Here is an 18,063-nt window from a genome sequence, read left to right as displayed (position 1 = left end):
ATCATAAGGATTTTCTTTTCTGTTTTTACTTGTATATTTGAATTTTAAACATTCCTGAATAATTCAATTTTTTAAAAAGACAAATTGCAACAACAAATTGAATCAAGTTCTATTTATGAGTTAAACGCTTGAATTTACTTATATAGAATATATTTGATCCAGTGTATTTAAAATAACTCTTCTGGAGCATTTATAGTTAAGTATCTTTCTTGGAAAAGCCATCCTCGAGGCGGAACTGGATAGTTATAAATTCTCTAAAATTTAATTGTTTATTCTTATGTAATTCTATGTTATTATTTGGGTACTCCATAGTGATTATCCTCCGTTATGATTTGGTTTGGCGATTAACGCATAACACATAATAATCACTATGGATCTTTATTAGTCCAATTTCATTTCGCAACTAGTCTTAAAATAATAAACGAAAAAATAGATAAATTTATATTAAATTTACATTGATGGTCTATGCTCAAAAGAGGAAGGTGATAGATTTGAATAAAATTTTAGTTATAGATGATGATGATTATATCCGAGAGCTTATTTGCACAGTATTAAAAAATGAAGGATTTTCTGTAGCCGAAGCTGTAAATGGAAGGGATGCATTAGAAAAACTCGGGGAGGAAAAAATTGATATTTGTGTACTTGATATTATGATGCCTCAAATGGATGGCTATGAATTTTGTAAGCAAGCACGTAGATATTATGAGGATATGCCAATTTTAATGCTGACCGCTAAAAGCGAGCTTACCCAAAAAGTAAAGGGCTTTGAACTTGGTACAGATGATTATTTAACAAAACCATTCGAGATTGATGAGTTACTTGTTAGAATAAAAGCCCTTTTGAGACGCTATAAAGTAGCTGCTTCACGGATTATTAATATTGGTAATTTAGTGATGGATAAAAGTAGTTATACAGTCATTAGTAATAATGAACAATTCGATATACCTATGAAGGAATTTGAACTCTTATTCATGCTTGGAAGTTATCCAGGTAAAACCCTTTCCCGCGACAGGCTCATAGAAGAGGTTTGGGGTCTTGATTTTGAAGGAAACGAACGAACACTTGACGTTCATATAAATCGTCTTAGAGAGAGGTTTCAATCTGATATTTACAAGTTCAAAATTACTACTATTAGGGGTCTTGGTTACAGATTGGAGGAAGTGAAGTGAAGGAAGGAAACAGGTATTTTTTTTCACTAATACTGATTTTTATTACAACATTACTTGGTCTTACTAGTGGATATTATATTTGTATATTTATTTTCGTTAAATCAGAAAGCATTCCTCTACATATAATATTTATTGTTCAAAGCTTAACTTCTGCTGTGATATTTTTTCTAGGTTGGAAAGCATTTATATATATGCACTGGCGCTTCGCTAATAAACATAAAAGATTTGATCTTTCACATTTTCCAATATTAAGCGGAGCTGTTGAAGCCATGAACAAGATAGCTTCTGGTGATTTCAATGTACTTGTTAAAACAAATGAACTCGATCCTTTTAATGAGGTAGCAGACAATGTCAACAGAATGGCAAAAGAGTTAGGGTCTTTAGAGAAACTACGCCAAGATTTTATATCAGATGTGTCACATGAAATACAGTCACCATTAACTTCTATATCGGGGTTTGCTGCTCTGTTAAAAAAAGGAAGTTTAAATAAGGATCAGATATCACATTATGCCAGCATAATAGAAACTGAAAGTAAACGATTATCTAAATTAAGCGAAAATCTATTAAGATTATCTAATTTGGAATCAGAAGACAATAATTTAAACTTAAAGAAATATCAAATAAACAAGCAAATTGAAAGTGTTTTACTTATGTTAGAACCACAGTGGTCGGCAAAAAATATAACACTTGATATTTCTCTTGAAGAAACTATCATATGTGGGGATGAAGATTTATTAAGTCAGGTATTTATAAATTTGCTTAATAATGCTATTAAGTTTACACCAGAGAATGGAAATATAGGTGTTAACTTATTAAGCAATGAAAACGGAATTAAATGTAAAATCTCTGATACAGGTATAGGTATTTCATCGGAAGATCAACCGCGAATTTTCGAGAGGTTTTATAAAGCGGATAAAGCTCGTAACCGTTCTTTGGGTGGAAACGGACTTGGACTTTCAATAGTAAAAAAGATTATTGACTTACATGGAGGGAAAATATCTCTTACAAGTGAAATTGGAAAAGGTACAGAATTTATTATTTGGCTGCCTAAGGTACATGAAAGAAAATAACAAGTCCTAATATTCAGGCAGATTGACTTGTTGTTTTTTCGATAATGCCCAAATAGAAGCTAAATATGCTCATTATCACAGTCTGAATTAACAGACTGTGGTTTTTTGTTTACATTGAGTTTAAGTTCCATTTAAGTTTAGTTTAAATAGCAGCTATATGGTATTTTTGTAGAAACTAAACAGCGTTTGGAAATAATATTATTTGGAGGTATAACATGATTGAAACAAAAGGAAAACATATGATGATTGATCCAAGCCAACCTGGCACCGTGCTAAAGATGCATGCAAAGCCTGGAAAAGGTGATGCTTTATTTGAACTTACCAATAATCTTCATTACAACGGTGATCCAGATGGGCCTGTAGATTGGATACTATGTAGAGCGGATGACGATCCAGATATCTTGTGGGCTTTTGAGTTCTACAAGGACGAGGAATCCTTCAAGCGTCACTTCTCAAACCCGAATCTTGAAAAGGGTCATGATCAGGTCATCGACCTTCTAAGTGATATGCCCATGAGAGTCAAAGTTCATCCAGCCTTCTCCAGTTACCAACTCAAGGAGGATTGACATCTTTATAACCACAGTCTGGATTAATAGACTGTGGTTTTTCTTTTTGTTTACATTGCGTTTAAATTCCATTTAAGTGCAGTTTAAATAGAAACTATATACTATGTTTGTAGAAACAAAACAGGAATTAGAGTTAATAATATTGAAAGAAGATTATGCCTTATTGTTGAGTACTAATTTTATTACTTATAAAACATGGAAGGGGTTTTTTATATGGAAAACATGGAAAATATGGATCAAAAATCGCTATACTATCTTGAAAAAGCACCTGTATCTAAAGCAATAATACACATGGCTATTCCTATGATACTAAGTAGTATCGCGTCAGTTGTATATAATATCATCGATGCTTTTTTTGTTGGTAAACTTAATAATACTGCAATGATGGCGGCAGTGATACTGGCATTACCATTTTCATTAGTATTAATGGCAATTGGACAAATGTTTGGAGTAGGTTCTGGAACATATATATCAAGACTTTTAGGTGAAGGCAATACAGACAATACCCGAAAAGTTAGTTCTATTAACTTTTGGTCATCAATGCTTATGGGTATTATTCTTATGATGATATGTCTGCCTTTTTTATCCTCTATTTTGCCGCTTTTAGGAGCAAGTGGCGAAACGTTACAATATACAAGAAATTTTGTTATGGTACTTGTTATTGGAGCTCCAATTATCATTGTTAATATGGCGCTTGACGCAGCTGTACGTGCAGAGGGTGCATCCACTATTTCTATGACTGGCACCATAGCAGGTATTATTATTAATATAATATTTAATCCCTTTTTCATTTTCGTTCTAAATATGAATGTTATGGGATCAGCACTAGCCTCTGTTTGTGGTAACATAGTTTCCGTTTTGTATTTTGTATATTATTTGCAAAAGAAGAGTACTGTTCAGAGCTTGTCAATTAAGGACTTTAAACCAAGTAAGGAAATTTATGGTGAAATTTTTAAGGTTGGAGTTTCAGCTTTATTAATGAGTGGATTTTTTGTTATCATAAGCCTGCTATTCAATAATTATTCTATGATTTATGGAGATAGTGTTGTGGCGGGATTTGGAATTGCACAAAGAGTTGTCCAAATTGTAGATTGTATTGGTATGGGCTTTGCGATGGGAGTTGTACCACTAATTGCATTTGCTTACTCTGCAAATAATCAAAAACGTCTCATGGAAATTGTTAAGAAAACTATATTGTATATGCTTGGTTTAACATTAACTTTAGGAGCAGTTCTATTTGCACTTAGGTTACAGATTATTGGCATCTTCAGTATTGATCCTAATGTTATCGCCATTGGTCAAATAACTCTCATAGCTCAACTTTCTTCAACTGTTTTTGCTGCCCTATGTGAATTTTTTACTGGAATTTTTCAAGCTCAAGGTGATGGTGTGAAATCAAATATTATGGCTGCTGTAAGAGGTGTTTTATTTGTCCCTATTTTGATTGTAGGAAACTTACTATTTGCTGTTAATGGTGTTATTTGGGCGATGACAGCCACAGAGGGATTATCATGTCTGATAGGAATAGCATTATGGCTTATGATTAGTAGAAAAAGCTTACTAGCAATATAAGTTAACCATAACTTTTTAGCTAAACGAAGATAAGTAGAATTGTGGACTTGGATAGTTGTTGTAAGAGTATGCTTTATTAAGTACTAAGAGATTTTTCTAAATATAATTAATTAAAAATCTTCTGACTGTGGATTTATATAGTCAGAAGATTTATTTTTTAACATATTTTTAAGATAAATATGAATTAATTTATCTTGAAATAAAAAGAGCCCCTAAAGTTAAGGGCCTAGTGAATAGGTTAGAACAAAAAAAGACTATGAATGGAGAGTAACTAAATGAGAAACAAATAACATTCAAGAGGTTTCTTTTAATTATATTAAGGCTGGCTTCAAATAATTCTAAATAGTAATAAATAATTCTTCGCGCTTCAATTAAGGAGTAAAAAATATAGCTTATTGCTGAGCATATTAAGGAAAATAATTATTATGAAAAGTTTAAAACTTAGTGAAATGTAATGATAATGATTGTATAAAAAGTAGATAGATGCTAATTAGGATAATAATCTATGGAAGTTTAACAATACTACATTAACAATAAACGTTAGATAAGCAAAATAAAGTTTTTATTTAAAAGTACGATATATTTAATGTTAAATTTAATATTGAATTGGCAAAGCAGTTGAAAAACTGTGACGCAAAGCTAGAGGGCCTTTTCCTTTTGAAAGGATGGCAGCCAGTTGCAAGTCTTTGCCTATTTGAAATGAATAGGAGGAAAATGAAATGAATGACAAAATTTTAATTTGTGATGATGCTAGATTTATGAGAGTTACTTTAAAGAATTCCTTAGAAAAAGAGGGATATCAAGTAGTTGATGAGGCAGAAAATGGAGAAGTGTTGATTGAAAAATATAAGCAATTAAATCCTGATTTAATACTAATGGATATTACAATGCCTGTAATGGATGGAATTAGTGCACTATCATCAATTATGGAGATTAATCCCAATGCAAAGGTGATTATATGTTCTGCGATGGGACAAGGAGATATCGTTATCAAAGCGATAAAAACTGGAGCCAAAGATTTCATTGTTAAGCCATTTAGAAATGAAAGATTAATACAATCAGTCAGAAGAGTTTTGGAAAACTGATTTCCCAATGTACATATTTAAGGTAAATATCACGCTAACGTATCACATTGTTTATAAATAAGAGTGTGATTTTTTATTATGTAATGCAAAAGATTTGAAAAAACTAGTATAGAGCATACTAGTTTTTTTCGGTTAAATTAGTTTACATGCTGCCTAATATTTTGAGTTTATTGGGACAAATTTATATCGTTTAATACTATTAATTTATTAGTTATTTTATTTTAACAATATATTAAGAAATGATTAATATATTTGACAAAGAACTGACAAGAAAAAATAATAGTATATTCATAAGGAAAGGAGTTTGATATTTATGTTAAGAGAAATTGAAGAATTAAAAATTAAAGATAAAATTACAATAGAAGACAAACAAATGCTTAGAAAAGCACTAGATGGCATAAAGGGATGGAAGTTCAATCCGGTTGCAGTAATTACAAATGGAATTGAAGATTATTATTTTATATGTAGAGTAAAAACAGTAATAAAAGATTTACAAATGAAGATGGCAAAAGTATATATTAAAATACAAGAGGGGAGTAACCCTAGACTGTTAGCAATAGAAGAAATATAATAATTCAAATACATGAATAAATAAAAGCGGAAATAAATTTATATCTATAATGTATAGAAAAGCAATTTCTAAGTAAAAACTGGAGATTAGATTAGTAAATAAAGATATAAAATAGATATTACAATATCAACAAGTTTTCGAGATAGGCTATGTGATAAAACTAGTCCTATCTTATTTTTATGTGTATTTTAGGCAGACTGATAATTTGTAAATAGATACTGCAGCTTAATAAAGTTTTTTATTCCTAATTCACTTAGTATAAAAGTGGAGAATATATGAATTATAAAAAGCATTGTCATTAAAAGTTAAAGTAGTTTTTATTAGAAACAATTTATTAATGACAATGCTTTCTATATGAAAGATTAAAATATGTTGATTAGGAAGCTAATGATTTTTCTAAGTTCTTTATAAAAGTATTAAATTCATCAGGTTGACGTTTACCTAAAAGTAAAGAAGTTAATGCAGAATTTATTTTTCCAAATATGTTTCTATCACTCTCTATCTCAGTAAAAATGAGTTTAGTCTCATTTTCAGAAATAGGAATAAGTTGATATCTAGTTATAAAGGATTCTCTTCTATTTCTAGCAGTTATTTCGTAGATTTTATCTCTTTCAAATGCAGTTATTTCAACCCTAAATCTTTTATTCTTCTTTTGCTTAGAATAGGTTCCAACAGCTCTTTTTTCTTTAAAGTCAGGAAAGTTTGCCTTTGCAGATTTTACAAAAGTATTAAATATTTTCTTACAAGAGTGATTAATTATAGATTCGGTAGTAAATGTTTTCAAATTGAATACCCCCTATGCAACTAAATTATAATACCAATTATATACTATAAAATTCAATTTTCAAGTTAACATTAGATCAAAATTATATAGTTAAGTGATATTATAGTAAAATTATAATAACTTCTATATCATTAATTCTAAATATACATTTTGTTAATTACTTACTATACAAAATGTATATTTGATTAAAATGTAAAGGGTTTAATAAATGCTAGTAAATACAATGCTTAGGATAAAATTACAAAAAAGAATTAAGTATGGCATGGAAGTTGCTATATTTAATTTGCGAGAGGAGATATTATTATGGATTTAGAAAACAAACTTATAAACATCATTAATACCGAAAATAAAAAAAATCCACTGACTGATGTTCAAATGGCTAAATTCTTGGGTGTGGCTAGAGAATCAATAACCAATTTAAGAAAAGAATTAAACATAGCAAACTCTAGGCAAAGGAGATATCCATATTTAAAGGTGGCAACATCAACTATATTAAAAAAAAATAAAGACATTGCAGTATCTGAGCTTACTAGAGAACTATTGGCCGAAGGATTTGATGTTTCAAGAAGAATTGTTGAAGAAATATTAGAAAAAGATAATTTTGAAGTTAATAAAGTTAAAGTTGAAAAAGAGGAAGTAACAGATCCTTTTGATTGCCTAATTGGAAGTAATGGAAGTTTGAAAAATTCTATCGAACAAGCTAAATCAGCAATTTTATATCCACCTAGAGGACTTACAACACTAATCGTTGGAGAAAGTGGAGTTGGTAAAAGTAAATTTTCTGAATGCATGTATGAATTTGCAAAGAAAAAGAAGGTTATAAAAGAAAACGCTTCGTTTGTTGTATTCAATTGTGCTGATTATGGTGACAATCCACAATTATTATTATCACTCTTATTTGGACATAAAAAAGGTGCATTTACAGGCGCAGATTCAGATGCATCTGGATTAGTAGAAGAAGCAAATGGAGGAGTACTTTTTTTAGACGAGATTCATAGGTTACCTCCAAAAGGTCAAGAAATACTCTTCTCTATTATGGATAGAGGAAAATTTAGAAGATTGGGTGAAGCCAATTCAGAAAGAAAAGTTAATTTAATGTTGATTGGAGCAACTACTGAAAATGTAGAAGCTAATTTACTATTAACATTTAGAAGAAGGATACCAATGGTAATAAAAATTCCTTCTCTGCATGAAAGATCAATAAGAGAGAAGATTGATATCATCTATAATGAATTTCAAGCAGAGTGTAATAGAATAGATGCTAAAATTTTTGTTGATAAAAAAGTAGTAGAAATACTAGCTCTAAAAAAGTTTAGTGCCAATATTGGTCAATTGCAGAATATGATTCAGGTTTTATGCGCAAGAGCTTTTATGACTTTCATAAATAAGGAAGATATAAATAAAGAATCATTGATAATAGATATGAATCAAATATTAAAGATAAATGACTCGTTTCAAGATATAAAATTTCAGGATATTAATAGAGCAGAGATACGAAAATATGTAAAGGATTCTATATTTATTCCATTTATGCTGGAAAATCAATTAAGAGAAGAATCAACAGAAGTTAGTGAAAGCGCGTTTCCAGAGGATATATATAGGCAGATTGAAAGAAAATATTACGAACTTAAGAAGATAGATATACAAGAAGCAGATATTGAAAGTATTCTCTGGGCATTTATACAAAATAGTTTTACAAATATAGAAACTACTTTTAATTATGAAAAATCATTTTCTATGAATGATTTAAGAAGCTTTGTAAGTGAAGATTTATTAGATTTTATAGAAACCTTTATGGAAGAACTAATTAAAGAGAATCCATCATTAGAAATAAATAAAAATGTATTTAAATACTTAGCTATCCATGTAGAGGAAAGCATTAAAAGGATAAGGTTAAAACAAAAGATAATAAATGTAGATAAAATTATAAGCGATACAACTTATGAATATGAAGTAGCTAAAAGATTTGCTATGGGAGTTGAAAAAATAAAAGACATAGAAATACCTAATGATGAAATTATATTTATAGGACTGTATATAAAAGCAGCACTAAAATCTGAAAATAAAAGAGATAAAGTTGGATTAATGATAATTTCTCATGGAAAAATAGCTACTGCTATAACTAATGTAGTTAAGGAACTTTTAGGAATAAGATTTCCTGTAGCAATAGACATGCCTTTAGATGAGAATCCAATCAATATATATAACAAGGTAGTTGAACTATCAAAAATAATAGATCAGGGAAAAGGCGTGCTCTTCTTAGTAGATATGGGTTCATTAAATAATATAGGAGATATAGTTAATAAAAGAACTGGAATAAAATCAAGGACAATGGATAGGGTAGACCTTATAATCGCATTAGAAGCAGCTAGAAAGATTTCAATAGGAGAAGGGAATCTTGATGAAATATACTTTTCTTTAATGAAGGATAGACTCGGACATAGATATTTTATGGAAAGTGTATCAGATAAACCAAAAGCAATAATTTCATTATGTCTAACTGGTGAGGGAATGGCTAAATATATAAGTAAGAATTTAATGGATAAATATAGTGATGTAAACTTCTATGAAATGAGTGCACTAGATGAAGAATTATCAAACAAGATAGTTAAATTAAAAGAAGATAATAATATATTAGCGGTCATAGGAACTATGGATCCAGAAATACAGGGAATAAATTTCATACCGTATGATAAAGAAATCTTAAATAATTTAAATATAGATTCATTAGTAAATAAAAGTGAAGAACTAAAAAAATATGAAAGGATTATAGATGAAGATTTATTGATATTTGAACCAGATATATATTTCAAAAAGGATTTATTGGAGTATGTTTGCTCAATACTTATAAATAATGGAAGTGTAGATAAAGAGTATTTATCATCTGTTGTTAATAGGGAAAATTTAGCTCCAACATATCTAAAGGGAGAAATAGCTGTTCCACATGGAGAGTCTTCATACGTAAACAAGACAAGCTTTGTATTTATCAAGTTAAAAAGTCCAATTGATTGGGGGGGTGGAAATGTAAATATAATATTTATGCCAGTTTTTAAAGCAAATGATAAGGTAATTGTAAAAAACACACTAAAAATTTTAGAGGATAAGATTTTCATAGAAAATATGAAGAATAGTTTAACTGAGTTGGAATTTAAAAATATAATTTTAAACAAGTTTAAAGAAATATAACAAATAGGGGGAATAACAATGAATTCAGATTTAATTGCATTAAATTTAGAAGTAAAAAACAAAGAAGAGGTCATACAGGAATTAGGAAAGAGAATGTTTGAAAAGGGATATGTTAAGTCTACTTACATAGATGCTGTTCTAGAAAGAGAAAAGACGCTGCCTACAGGACTTGATATCGGAGAAATGTGTGTAGCAATCCCGCATACAGATTCTAAGCATGTAAATGAATCTAATGTAGCACTAGCTGTTCTAAAGAATCCAGTAGAGTTTAGAAATATGATAGATCCTAGCAAAAAAGTTGAAGTAATGGTTGTATTTTTATTAGCTATAAACGATCCTGATTCTCAGGTAACTTTGCTAAGCAAACTAATGTCAGTTTTTCAAAATGTGGAGTTATTAAAGCAGATAAAGAATTCATCATCTACAGAGGAAGTAACAAAATTATTAGAATGTATAGGAATATAGTACTTGAAATTATAAAAGATTTTAAGTTTATATAATAAATTTTTGGGAGGAATATATTATGAAAAATGTCAACGTATTATCAGTTTGTGGCTCAGGTACAGTAACATCATCTATGGTCGCAGGAAAAGTTAAAGAAACATTAAAGGAAAAAGGAATAAGCTCTTCTACAACAGAAGCAAGACCAACAGAAGCATTAAATTTAGCACAGTCAGGAAGGTTTGATTTTATTGTTTACACAAGTCCACTACCACCTGGGGATTATAAGATACCAACTATCAATGCATTTGCATGTCTTACAGGAATAGGAGAAGATAAGTTTTTTGAAGACGTATTCAAAACAGTAGACGAACTAAATAAATAGTAAAATATTATTAATAATGGGGGAATTAAATATGTTAGCATTTCTTAAATCAATAATTGACACATTTGGATCAGCAATAATAGTTCCGTTTATTATATTTGTAATAGCAAAAGTTTTCAGAATATCAACTAATAAATCATTTCTTTCGGCTATATATGCTGGTGTTGCCTTGCAGGGCTTTTCACTAATATTGAATTCATTTACACCAATAGTAACACCAGTTATTAATAGAATGGTTGAAAGTACAGGAGTAAACCGTCCAGTGTTTGACGTAGGATGGCAAGCTACATCGCTAGTTGCTTTCTCTTCAAGTGCAGGTATGATATATCTTGGATTAGGAATTCTATTGCAGACTGTATTATTTCTAATAAAGTGGACAGATGTTTTTCAACCATCAGATTTGTGGAATAATTACTCATACATGGTTTGGGGAGCTATGGTTATAGGGGTAACAGGAAGCTTCCCTTTAGGAATAGCATGTATGGTTTTATTGAATCTATACAGCTTACTAATATCAGAATTAGTAGCAAGAAGATGGTCAAATTATTACAGATATCCGAATTGTACAATAATAGCTATGCATAATGTAGAAGCATCAATATTTGCAGTTGCTATAGATCCAATATATAACGCATTAGGATTTAATAAGATTAAACTGAATCCACAACAATTAGAAAAGAAATTAGGATTCTTTGGAGAACCTATGACTCTAGGATTATTTTTAGGAATGTTTATAGGTATATTAGGTAATGTTGCAAGAATAGGAACTATGGAGGCATGGGGAGAAATATTAAAATTAGGTATTGCGACTAGTGCGGTTATGGCTATTTTCCCTAAAGTTGCTAGTATGTTTGCACAAGCATTTTCACCTATAACAGATGGAGCAAGGAAATTCATGCAAAACCAAGGAAATCGTGATTGGTTTATAGCAGTAAACGATGCAGTAGGATATGGTGAACCAGCAACATTGATATCAGGGTTAATATTAATACCATTTATGCTTGTATTAGCAATGATACTTCCAGGAAATCAAGTATTACCTGTAGTTGATTTACTTGCACTTCCATATATGGTTCAAGGTTTAGTTGCCGTATATAACGGAAATATATTTAAAGTTTTACTTTCAGGTATAATATGGTTTGGATTAGGGTTATATGTATGTACATTTACAGCGCCATTATTCACATCGATGGCAGTTGGTGTAGGTGTAGCTATACCAGCAGGTGCTATGATGATTACAAGCTTTAATATATTAGGAAAACCTTTAATGGGATTAGTATTCTTTGCATTCTTAACAGGAAATCCAGTGTTTATCGCAATTGCGGTGGCAGTATATATTGCTCTATGGGCATTGTTTAAGAAAAATAAAAATGCAATTGTTGATTATTTAGAAAGACAAGCTGTGAAGAATATAGGGGAAGATGGGGCAACTCCGAGCATGGCAAGTTAATATAGAAAAATAAATTAAGTGAAAAGTATTCTGTTTAGTAGATAGTCATAGTTGATCTACTGATCAGGATACTTTTTTATTCTTTAGGAATTTATATTTCAGTAAAATCTATGGAAGATGTACTCCTTAAGGGTATAACTTAAAAAAGTTTGATTGAGTAGTTTTTATATTTAAAAAAGAATAGAAAAGAAATCTTATTCGCTTTAACAAAGATAGGTCACAATAAAACCATATGATTTTACAATTTATCATAATGTAATGAGTTTTATAAAATGTAATATAAATCAATTTAACACTTTAAATATAAGGCATATAAAGAAATTAAAATTACTTTTTTGTATGGCACGGAAATTGCTTTATATATTTTCAGAAAGATAGAAAGGGGATGTTTATAGTGACAAATAAAATGAAGGCTTCATTATTATATGGAATAGGAGATGTTAGATATGAAATTGTAGATATACCAAAAATTTCATCTAATGAAGTGCTAGTAAAAGTTAAAAATGTAGGTATATGTGGTTCAGATCTACCAAGAAGTATGGTAAGTGGACTTAGTGGAGGAGCAAAATATCCGATTATATTAGGTCATGAGTTCTCAGGTGAAATAAGTGGGGTAGGATCGGATGTCAAAAATATTCAAATAGGAGATAGAGTTGCAGTTGCACCTTTAGTTCCTTGCGGAAAATGTATTTACTGTAAATCTGGAGATTATGGATTATGTACTGATTATCACATTATTGGAACAAGAGTAAATGGAGCTTTAGCTGAATATGTCAAAGTGCCAGCGGATCATATATTAAAATTACCAGATAGTTTAGATTTTGAAACTGCTGCCGGAATTGAACCAGCAACTATAGCATACCATGGACTAGCAAAAGCAGGTATTAAGGTAGGTGACAGTGTAGTAGTTTTAGGGTGTGGGCCAATAGGTCAATTTGCTATACAATGGGCTAAGGTTTTCGGAGCATCTAAAATTATAGCAGTAGATATTTTTAATGAAAAATTGGAGCTTGCTAAAAAGTTAGGAGCTAATTATTCAGTCAATTCAAAGGAATCTGATGTAGTGGCTGAAATTAAAAAGATTACAAGTGGTGGAGCTGATGCGGTAATAGAGACAGCAGGAAGCAAATTTACTCAAGAACAAGCCTTACTTATTTCTAAAAAGAAAGGAAATGTGGTATTTGTAGGAATATCTCATACACCACTACCATTAAGTGAATCAGCAACAGAAAGTATATTAAGAGGAGAATTAAAAATTCAGGGATCTTGGAATTCTTACACACAGCCATATCCAGGGAATGCTTGGCATGCAACCGTTGACTTTATGGGAAAAGGAGAGATTGTATTTAAACCTATGATTTCCCATAAGATAAAACTTGAAGAGGTTGGAGAATATTTAAAGAAGATGGTAAATAGAGAAATTAATTTCAATAAAGTAGTAGTAGAAATATAGGTGGTGAATAGTTATGAAAGAAAATTTAAAGAAAATATCTAATAGCATTAGAATGAACATAATTAAAAGTGTATCAGCAGCAAAATCAGGTCATCCAGGTGGATCATTATCAATTGCAGATATTTTAACTGTTTTATATTTTGAAAAGATGAATATTGATCCTAAAAATCCCAAAGACCCAAATAGAGATAGATTTGTATTATCAAAGGGGCATTCAGCACCAGCATTGTATTGCACATTAGCAGAAAGAGGGTACTTCCCTAAAGAAGAGCTTTTGGGATTAAGAAAATATGAATCAAATTTGCAAGGGCATCCTGATATGAAAAAGGTAATAGGAGTAGATATGTCCACAGGCTCACTAGGACAAGGACTATCAGCAGCAAATGGAATGGCTTTAGCAGGAAAGCTAGATGAAAGTTCTTACAGAGTCTATGCAATACTTGGAGATGGAGAAGCACAAGAAGGGCAAATATGGGAAGCTGCAATGAGCGCTGCACACTATAAACTTGATAACTTAACTGCTTTTCTCGATTTAAACGGATTGCAAATAGATGGATCTAATGAAGAAATAATGAGTATAAGTCCGATTGACGAGAAGTTCAAATCATTTGGATGGAATGTTGTAACCATAGATGGACATTGCTTTGAAGAGATAAGTAAAGCTATAGATGATGCTAAGGATACAAAAGGTAAACCAACAATTATAATTTGTAAGACAGTTAAAGGCAAAGGCGTTTCGTTTATGGAAAATAACGTTAATTGGCATGGATCGGCACCAAATAAAGAAGAAACTGAAAAGGCACTAGCTGAATTAGAAGGAGGGGAAAAATAATGGGAGTAGCAACAAGAGAAGCGTATGGACAAGCATTAAAGGAGCTAGCATTAGATAATAATGTTGTTGTATTAGAAGCAGATTTAGGAAAAGCAACTAAAAGCATTGAGTTTAAGAAAATTGCACCAGAAAGATATTTTGATATGGGAATATCTGAAGGAGATATGATTGGAACTGCGGCAGGTCTTGCTACATGTGGAAAAATACCATTTGCAAGTACGTTTGCTATGTTTGCAGCAGGAAGAGCATTTGAACAGATAAGAAATTCAGTAGCATATCCTAAATTAAATGTTAAGATAGTGGCAACTCATGCAGGTATAACTGTTGGTGAAGATGGTGGAAGTCATCAAGCAATAGAGGACATATCTTTAATGAGAAGTATCCCTAATATGGTTGTATTAAGTCCAGCAGATGTTATTGAAGCAAAAAAAGCAATATTTGCAGCGAAAGAATACAGTGGGCCAGTATATATAAGATTAGGAAGAGCAGCAACTCCAGAAATACACACTGAAGATTATGAATTCAAGATTGGGAAAGGTGAAATCCTAAGAAATGGTGATGATGTGGCCATAATTGCAACTGGAATAATGGTAGCAAAAGCTTTGGATGCGGCTCAAATATTAAGTGAACAAGGTATTAATGCAACGGTTGTTAATATTTCAACTATAAAGCCATTTGATAGTAGCTTAATTGTTGAGGTTGCAAAAAGAGTTGGTAAAATCGTAACAGTAGAAGAGCATAGCATAATTGGAGGGTTAGGTTCAACTGTTGCAGAGGCTTTAATTGAAGAGTACCCAGTAAAAATAAAGAGAATTGGTATAAATGATGAGTTTGGAAGATCAGGTAACGCCGAAGTTTTATTAGAAAAATATAATTTAACAGCAGAACATATAGTTGAAACAGTAAAATCAATTTAAAGGCAGGGATATAGTATGGAAGTTAAATTATCACCTTCAATATTAGGAGCAAATTTCTTAAAACTCGAAGAAACTATAGTAAAACTTAAAAAGCAGGGAATTAAAGAATTACACATAGATATAATGGATGGACATTTTGTACCTAATATTGCTTTTGGAATAGATCAAATTAAGATGATTAAACAAATTGCTTGTGATATAGAATTAGATGTACACCTAATGGTAACAAATCCAGAGATATTCATTGATGCGTTAGTTGAAGCTGGTGCGAATACAATAACAATACATCAAGAATCTTCTCCACATATATATAACTTAATGTATACAATTAAGAGTTTTGGGATAAAAGTTGGGGTAGCGTTAAATCCGGCAACACCAATAAATACATTGAAACATATAAGTCATATGGTAAATAAAATATTAATAATGACTGTAGAACCAGGATTTGGAGGACAAAGCTTCATTGAGCCTATGATGGAAAAGATTAATGAAGTGAGTAATTTCATAAAAAGCGAAAATATAGAATGTGAGCTTCAGGTTGATGGAGGAATAAATTTAGAGAACATAGGTAAAGTTGTTGAAAATGGAGCAACTAATATAGTAGTTGGATCAGCAATATTTAGAGAAGAGGATATTGATTCAACAATAAAAAGATTTAGGGAAGCAATACTTTAACTAAGCTTATAAAGTGAAGGAGCTGAAATACATGATAGCAATAGGGGCAGACCATGGAGGATATAAATTAAAAGAATTTATCAAGGGATATTTAGATAAAAACTCAGTAGAATATATCGATGTTGGCACATTTTCAGAAGACAGTATAGATTATCCTCAGATAGCTATGGATGTAGCAAATAGGGTATCTATAGGAGATTGTGAAAAGGGAATACTTTGTTGTGGAACTGGTGTTGGTATGTCTATCGTAGCAAACAAAATAAAAGGTGTAAGAGCAGCATTAGTTGGAGATTGTTTTACTGCGAAAGCTACCAGAGAGCATAATGATTCTAATGTACTTTGTTTAGGTGGAAGAGTAATTGGCGAAGAATTAGCCTTAATGATAGTAGATATTTGGTTATCCACAGAGTTTATAGGTAAGCATCATGTTAATAGACTCAATCAAATAAAAGAAATAGAAGAAAAATTTAAATAATATATTAATTAGGAGAGTGATTATTAATGTTAGAAGAATTAAAGAAACAAGTTTTAAAGGCAAATTTAGAATTACCAGCAAAGAAACTTATAACTTATACATGGGGAAATGTTAGTGGGATTGATAGAAGTACTGGATTAGTGGTAATAAAACCAAGTGGCGTTGAGTATGATAATATGACTTTAGAAGATTTAGTAGTTGTAGACTTAGAAGGAAACGTAGTTGAAGGTAGTTTAAAGCCTTCATCAGATACACCAACACATTTAGAACTATATAAAGAGTTTGATGAAATAGGTGGAATTGTTCATACACATTCAACTTGGGCTACCATATGGGCGCAAATAGGAAGAGCTATACCAGCTTGTGGAACAACACACGCAGATTATTTTTATGGAAGTATACCATGCACAAGGAAAATGACTAAGGAAGAAATAAGTAGAGCTTATGAAAAGGAAACAGGAACAGTTATAATTGAAGAAATAACAGGAAACAATCCGTTACACTGTCCAGGTGTAGTTGTAAATGATCATGGTCCATTTGCATGGGGAAAAAATGCAGAAGAAGCTGTTCATAATGCCGTAGTCATGGAAGAAGTTGCGAAGATGGCATATTTCACTGAATTGTTGAGTCCAGACAATATTATGGACAAGATGCTTATGAATAAGCACTTTTTAAGAAAACATGGTAAAAATGCTTACTATGGACAAAGCAAGTAACTTTCTTTAAAAGCAAGATAGGAGAATATGCTTATTTTCCTATCTTTTTATCTAGGTTATAGATATATGGAATTAAAGAAATATCCTTTTTTGCGGGGAAATTATGCATGGACAAAAATGGGGAGGGTTTATTATGCTGCAAGAACTTAAAAGACTACAAAGTGGAACGGATATAAGGGGAATAGCTATAGAACATGAAGGAACTAAAAATCTTACGCCTAATTTAGTCAATAATGTCGGGTTTGGTTTTGTAGAGTGGCTTAAAAAAACTAAAGGACTCAGTAATAAAAATATAAAAATAGCAGTTGGCATGGATTCAAGGTTATCTGGACCAGAATTGAAGAAATCATTAATAGAAGCTTTAGTTGATTCAGGTTGCAATGTTTATGATTGTGGAATATGTACAACTCCTGCAATGTTTATGACAACTATATTAGAGAATTATTCATGTGATGGAGCTGTAATGATAACAGCAAGTCATCTTCCGTATTATTATAATGGATTGAAGTTTTTCACTAAAGAAGGTGGATGTGAAAAAGAAGATATTGAAGACATAATTGAATGCTCTAACTTAGCAGAAAAGAAATGCATTACTAAAGGATTAGTTGAAACAATCTATTTTATAGATGTTTATTCAAACATCTTAGTTGATAAGATACGAAAGAATGTAAATTCAAAAACAAATTATGAGAGACCTTTAGAGGGAACCAAAATAA

The 18,063-nt window shown here is 30.9% G+C and carries 17 protein-coding genes, 1 pseudogene and 1 riboswitch; of the genes and pseudogenes, 17 read left to right on the top strand and 1 reads right to left on the bottom strand.

Annotated elements, in window-relative coordinates:
• The first annotated feature begins 491 nt into the window (after nt 1-491).
• The 6 genes from L1S46_RS07515 to L1S46_RS07490 all read left to right on the top strand — a co-directional run bounded on the left by L1S46_RS07515 (nt 492) and on the right by L1S46_RS07490 (nt 6,033).
• Nucleotides 492-1,169 (top strand): response regulator transcription factor, encoded by a 678-nt coding sequence (locus L1S46_RS07515; RefSeq protein WP_238899678.1) that lies wholly within the window; start codon nt 492-494, stop codon nt 1,167-1,169.
• Nucleotides 1,166-2,239 carry a HAMP domain-containing sensor histidine kinase gene (locus L1S46_RS07510; protein ID WP_238899677.1) on the top strand — a complete coding sequence of 358 codons (1,074 nt, stop codon included), beginning with the start codon at nt 1,166-1,168 and terminating at the stop codon, nt 2,237-2,239. Before L1S46_RS07515 ends, L1S46_RS07510 begins: the two co-directional genes overlap by 4 nt.
• A 215-nt stretch (nt 2,240-2,454) precedes the next feature.
• Complete coding sequence (locus tag L1S46_RS07505) at nt 2,455-2,805, top strand: antibiotic biosynthesis monooxygenase (RefSeq protein ID WP_238899676.1); 351 nt, start codon at nt 2,455-2,457, stop codon at nt 2,803-2,805.
• Nucleotides 2,806-3,018: 213 nt separating this feature from the next.
• Nucleotides 3,019-4,377, top strand: coding sequence for an MATE family efflux transporter (locus L1S46_RS07500; protein ID WP_238899675.1), 1,359 nt, complete (start codon nt 3,019-3,021; stop codon nt 4,375-4,377).
• 598 nt (nt 4,378-4,975) lie between these two features.
• A riboswitch (cyclic di-GMP riboswitch) is annotated at nt 4,976-5,061 on the top strand.
• A gap of 35 nt (nt 5,062-5,096) precedes the next feature.
• Nucleotides 5,097-5,462 (top strand): response regulator, encoded by a 366-nt coding sequence (locus L1S46_RS07495; protein WP_011967886.1) that lies wholly within the window; start codon nt 5,097-5,099, stop codon nt 5,460-5,462.
• Nucleotides 5,463-5,775: 313 nt separating this feature from the next.
• Complete coding sequence (locus L1S46_RS07490) at nt 5,776-6,033, top strand: hypothetical protein (protein WP_011967887.1); 258 nt, start codon at nt 5,776-5,778, stop codon at nt 6,031-6,033.
• A gap of 376 nt (nt 6,034-6,409) precedes the next feature.
• Here L1S46_RS07490 and L1S46_RS07485 read toward each other — a convergent pair whose 3' ends face one another.
• Nucleotides 6,410-6,817: a DUF3284 domain-containing protein gene (locus L1S46_RS07485; protein ID WP_011967888.1), complete on the bottom strand. Its 408-nt coding sequence runs from the start codon at nt 6,815-6,817 to the stop codon at nt 6,410-6,412.
• Nucleotides 6,818-7,120: 303 nt separating this feature from the next.
• Here L1S46_RS07485 and L1S46_RS07480 point away from each other — a divergent pair, with 303 nt between their 5' ends.
• The 11 genes and pseudogenes from L1S46_RS07480 to L1S46_RS07430 form a co-directional block, all read left to right on the top strand.
• Nucleotides 7,121-10,003: a sigma 54-interacting transcriptional regulator gene (locus L1S46_RS07480; RefSeq protein WP_238899674.1), complete on the top strand. Its 2,883-nt coding sequence runs from the start codon at nt 7,121-7,123 to the stop codon at nt 10,001-10,003.
• Nucleotides 10,004-10,021: 18 nt separating this feature from the next.
• Complete coding sequence (locus tag L1S46_RS07475) at nt 10,022-10,468, top strand: PTS sugar transporter subunit IIA (protein WP_238861433.1); 447 nt, start codon at nt 10,022-10,024, stop codon at nt 10,466-10,468.
• A gap of 58 nt (nt 10,469-10,526) precedes the next feature.
• Complete coding sequence (locus tag L1S46_RS07470; protein WP_011967891.1) at nt 10,527-10,829, top strand: PTS sugar transporter subunit IIB; 303 nt, start codon at nt 10,527-10,529, stop codon at nt 10,827-10,829.
• A 31-nt stretch (nt 10,830-10,860) separates the two neighbouring features.
• Nucleotides 10,861-12,279 carry a PTS transporter subunit IIC gene (locus L1S46_RS07465; RefSeq protein ID WP_011967892.1) on the top strand — a complete coding sequence of 473 codons (1,419 nt, stop codon included), beginning with the start codon at nt 10,861-10,863 and terminating at the stop codon, nt 12,277-12,279.
• A gap of 394 nt (nt 12,280-12,673) precedes the next feature.
• Nucleotides 12,674-13,732, top strand: a complete 1,059-nt coding sequence (locus L1S46_RS07460; protein WP_085953353.1) for a galactitol-1-phosphate 5-dehydrogenase — start codon at nt 12,674-12,676, stop codon at nt 13,730-13,732.
• A gap of 13 nt (nt 13,733-13,745) precedes the next feature.
• Nucleotides 13,746-14,564: a transketolase gene (locus L1S46_RS07455; protein ID WP_238861434.1), complete on the top strand. Its 819-nt coding sequence runs from the start codon at nt 13,746-13,748 to the stop codon at nt 14,562-14,564.
• Complete coding sequence (locus L1S46_RS07450; protein WP_023973694.1) at nt 14,564-15,481, top strand: transketolase family protein; 918 nt, start codon at nt 14,564-14,566, stop codon at nt 15,479-15,481. The genes L1S46_RS07455 and L1S46_RS07450 overlap by 1 nt, the downstream gene beginning before the upstream one ends.
• A 15-nt stretch (nt 15,482-15,496) precedes the next feature.
• A complete protein-coding gene (gene rpe / locus L1S46_RS07445; protein WP_238899673.1) occupies nt 15,497-16,156 on the top strand; it encodes a ribulose-phosphate 3-epimerase in 660 nt (219 codons plus the stop codon).
• Nucleotides 16,157-16,187: 31 nt separating this feature from the next.
• On the top strand, nt 16,188-16,631 hold the full coding sequence (rpiB, locus tag L1S46_RS07440) for a ribose 5-phosphate isomerase B (protein ID WP_087701235.1): 444 nt from the start codon (nt 16,188-16,190) through the stop codon (nt 16,629-16,631).
• Nucleotides 16,632-16,657: 26 nt separating this feature from the next.
• A complete protein-coding gene (gene araD, locus L1S46_RS07435; RefSeq protein WP_011967898.1) occupies nt 16,658-17,347 on the top strand; it encodes an L-ribulose-5-phosphate 4-epimerase in 690 nt (229 codons plus the stop codon).
• Between the two features lie 133 nt (nt 17,348-17,480).
• Nucleotides 17,481-18,063 (top strand): annotated as a pseudogene (locus L1S46_RS07430) (phosphomannomutase/phosphoglucomutase); the annotation flags it as partial.

The organism is Clostridium sp. YIM B02500 (assembly GCF_022324665.1).
Classification (GTDB): Bacteria; Bacillota; Clostridia; order Clostridiales; family Clostridiaceae; genus Clostridium; species Clostridium beijerinckii.
Note: the sequence above shows the minus strand (reverse complement) of the source record. Positions and strands in the feature narration are given on the sequence as shown.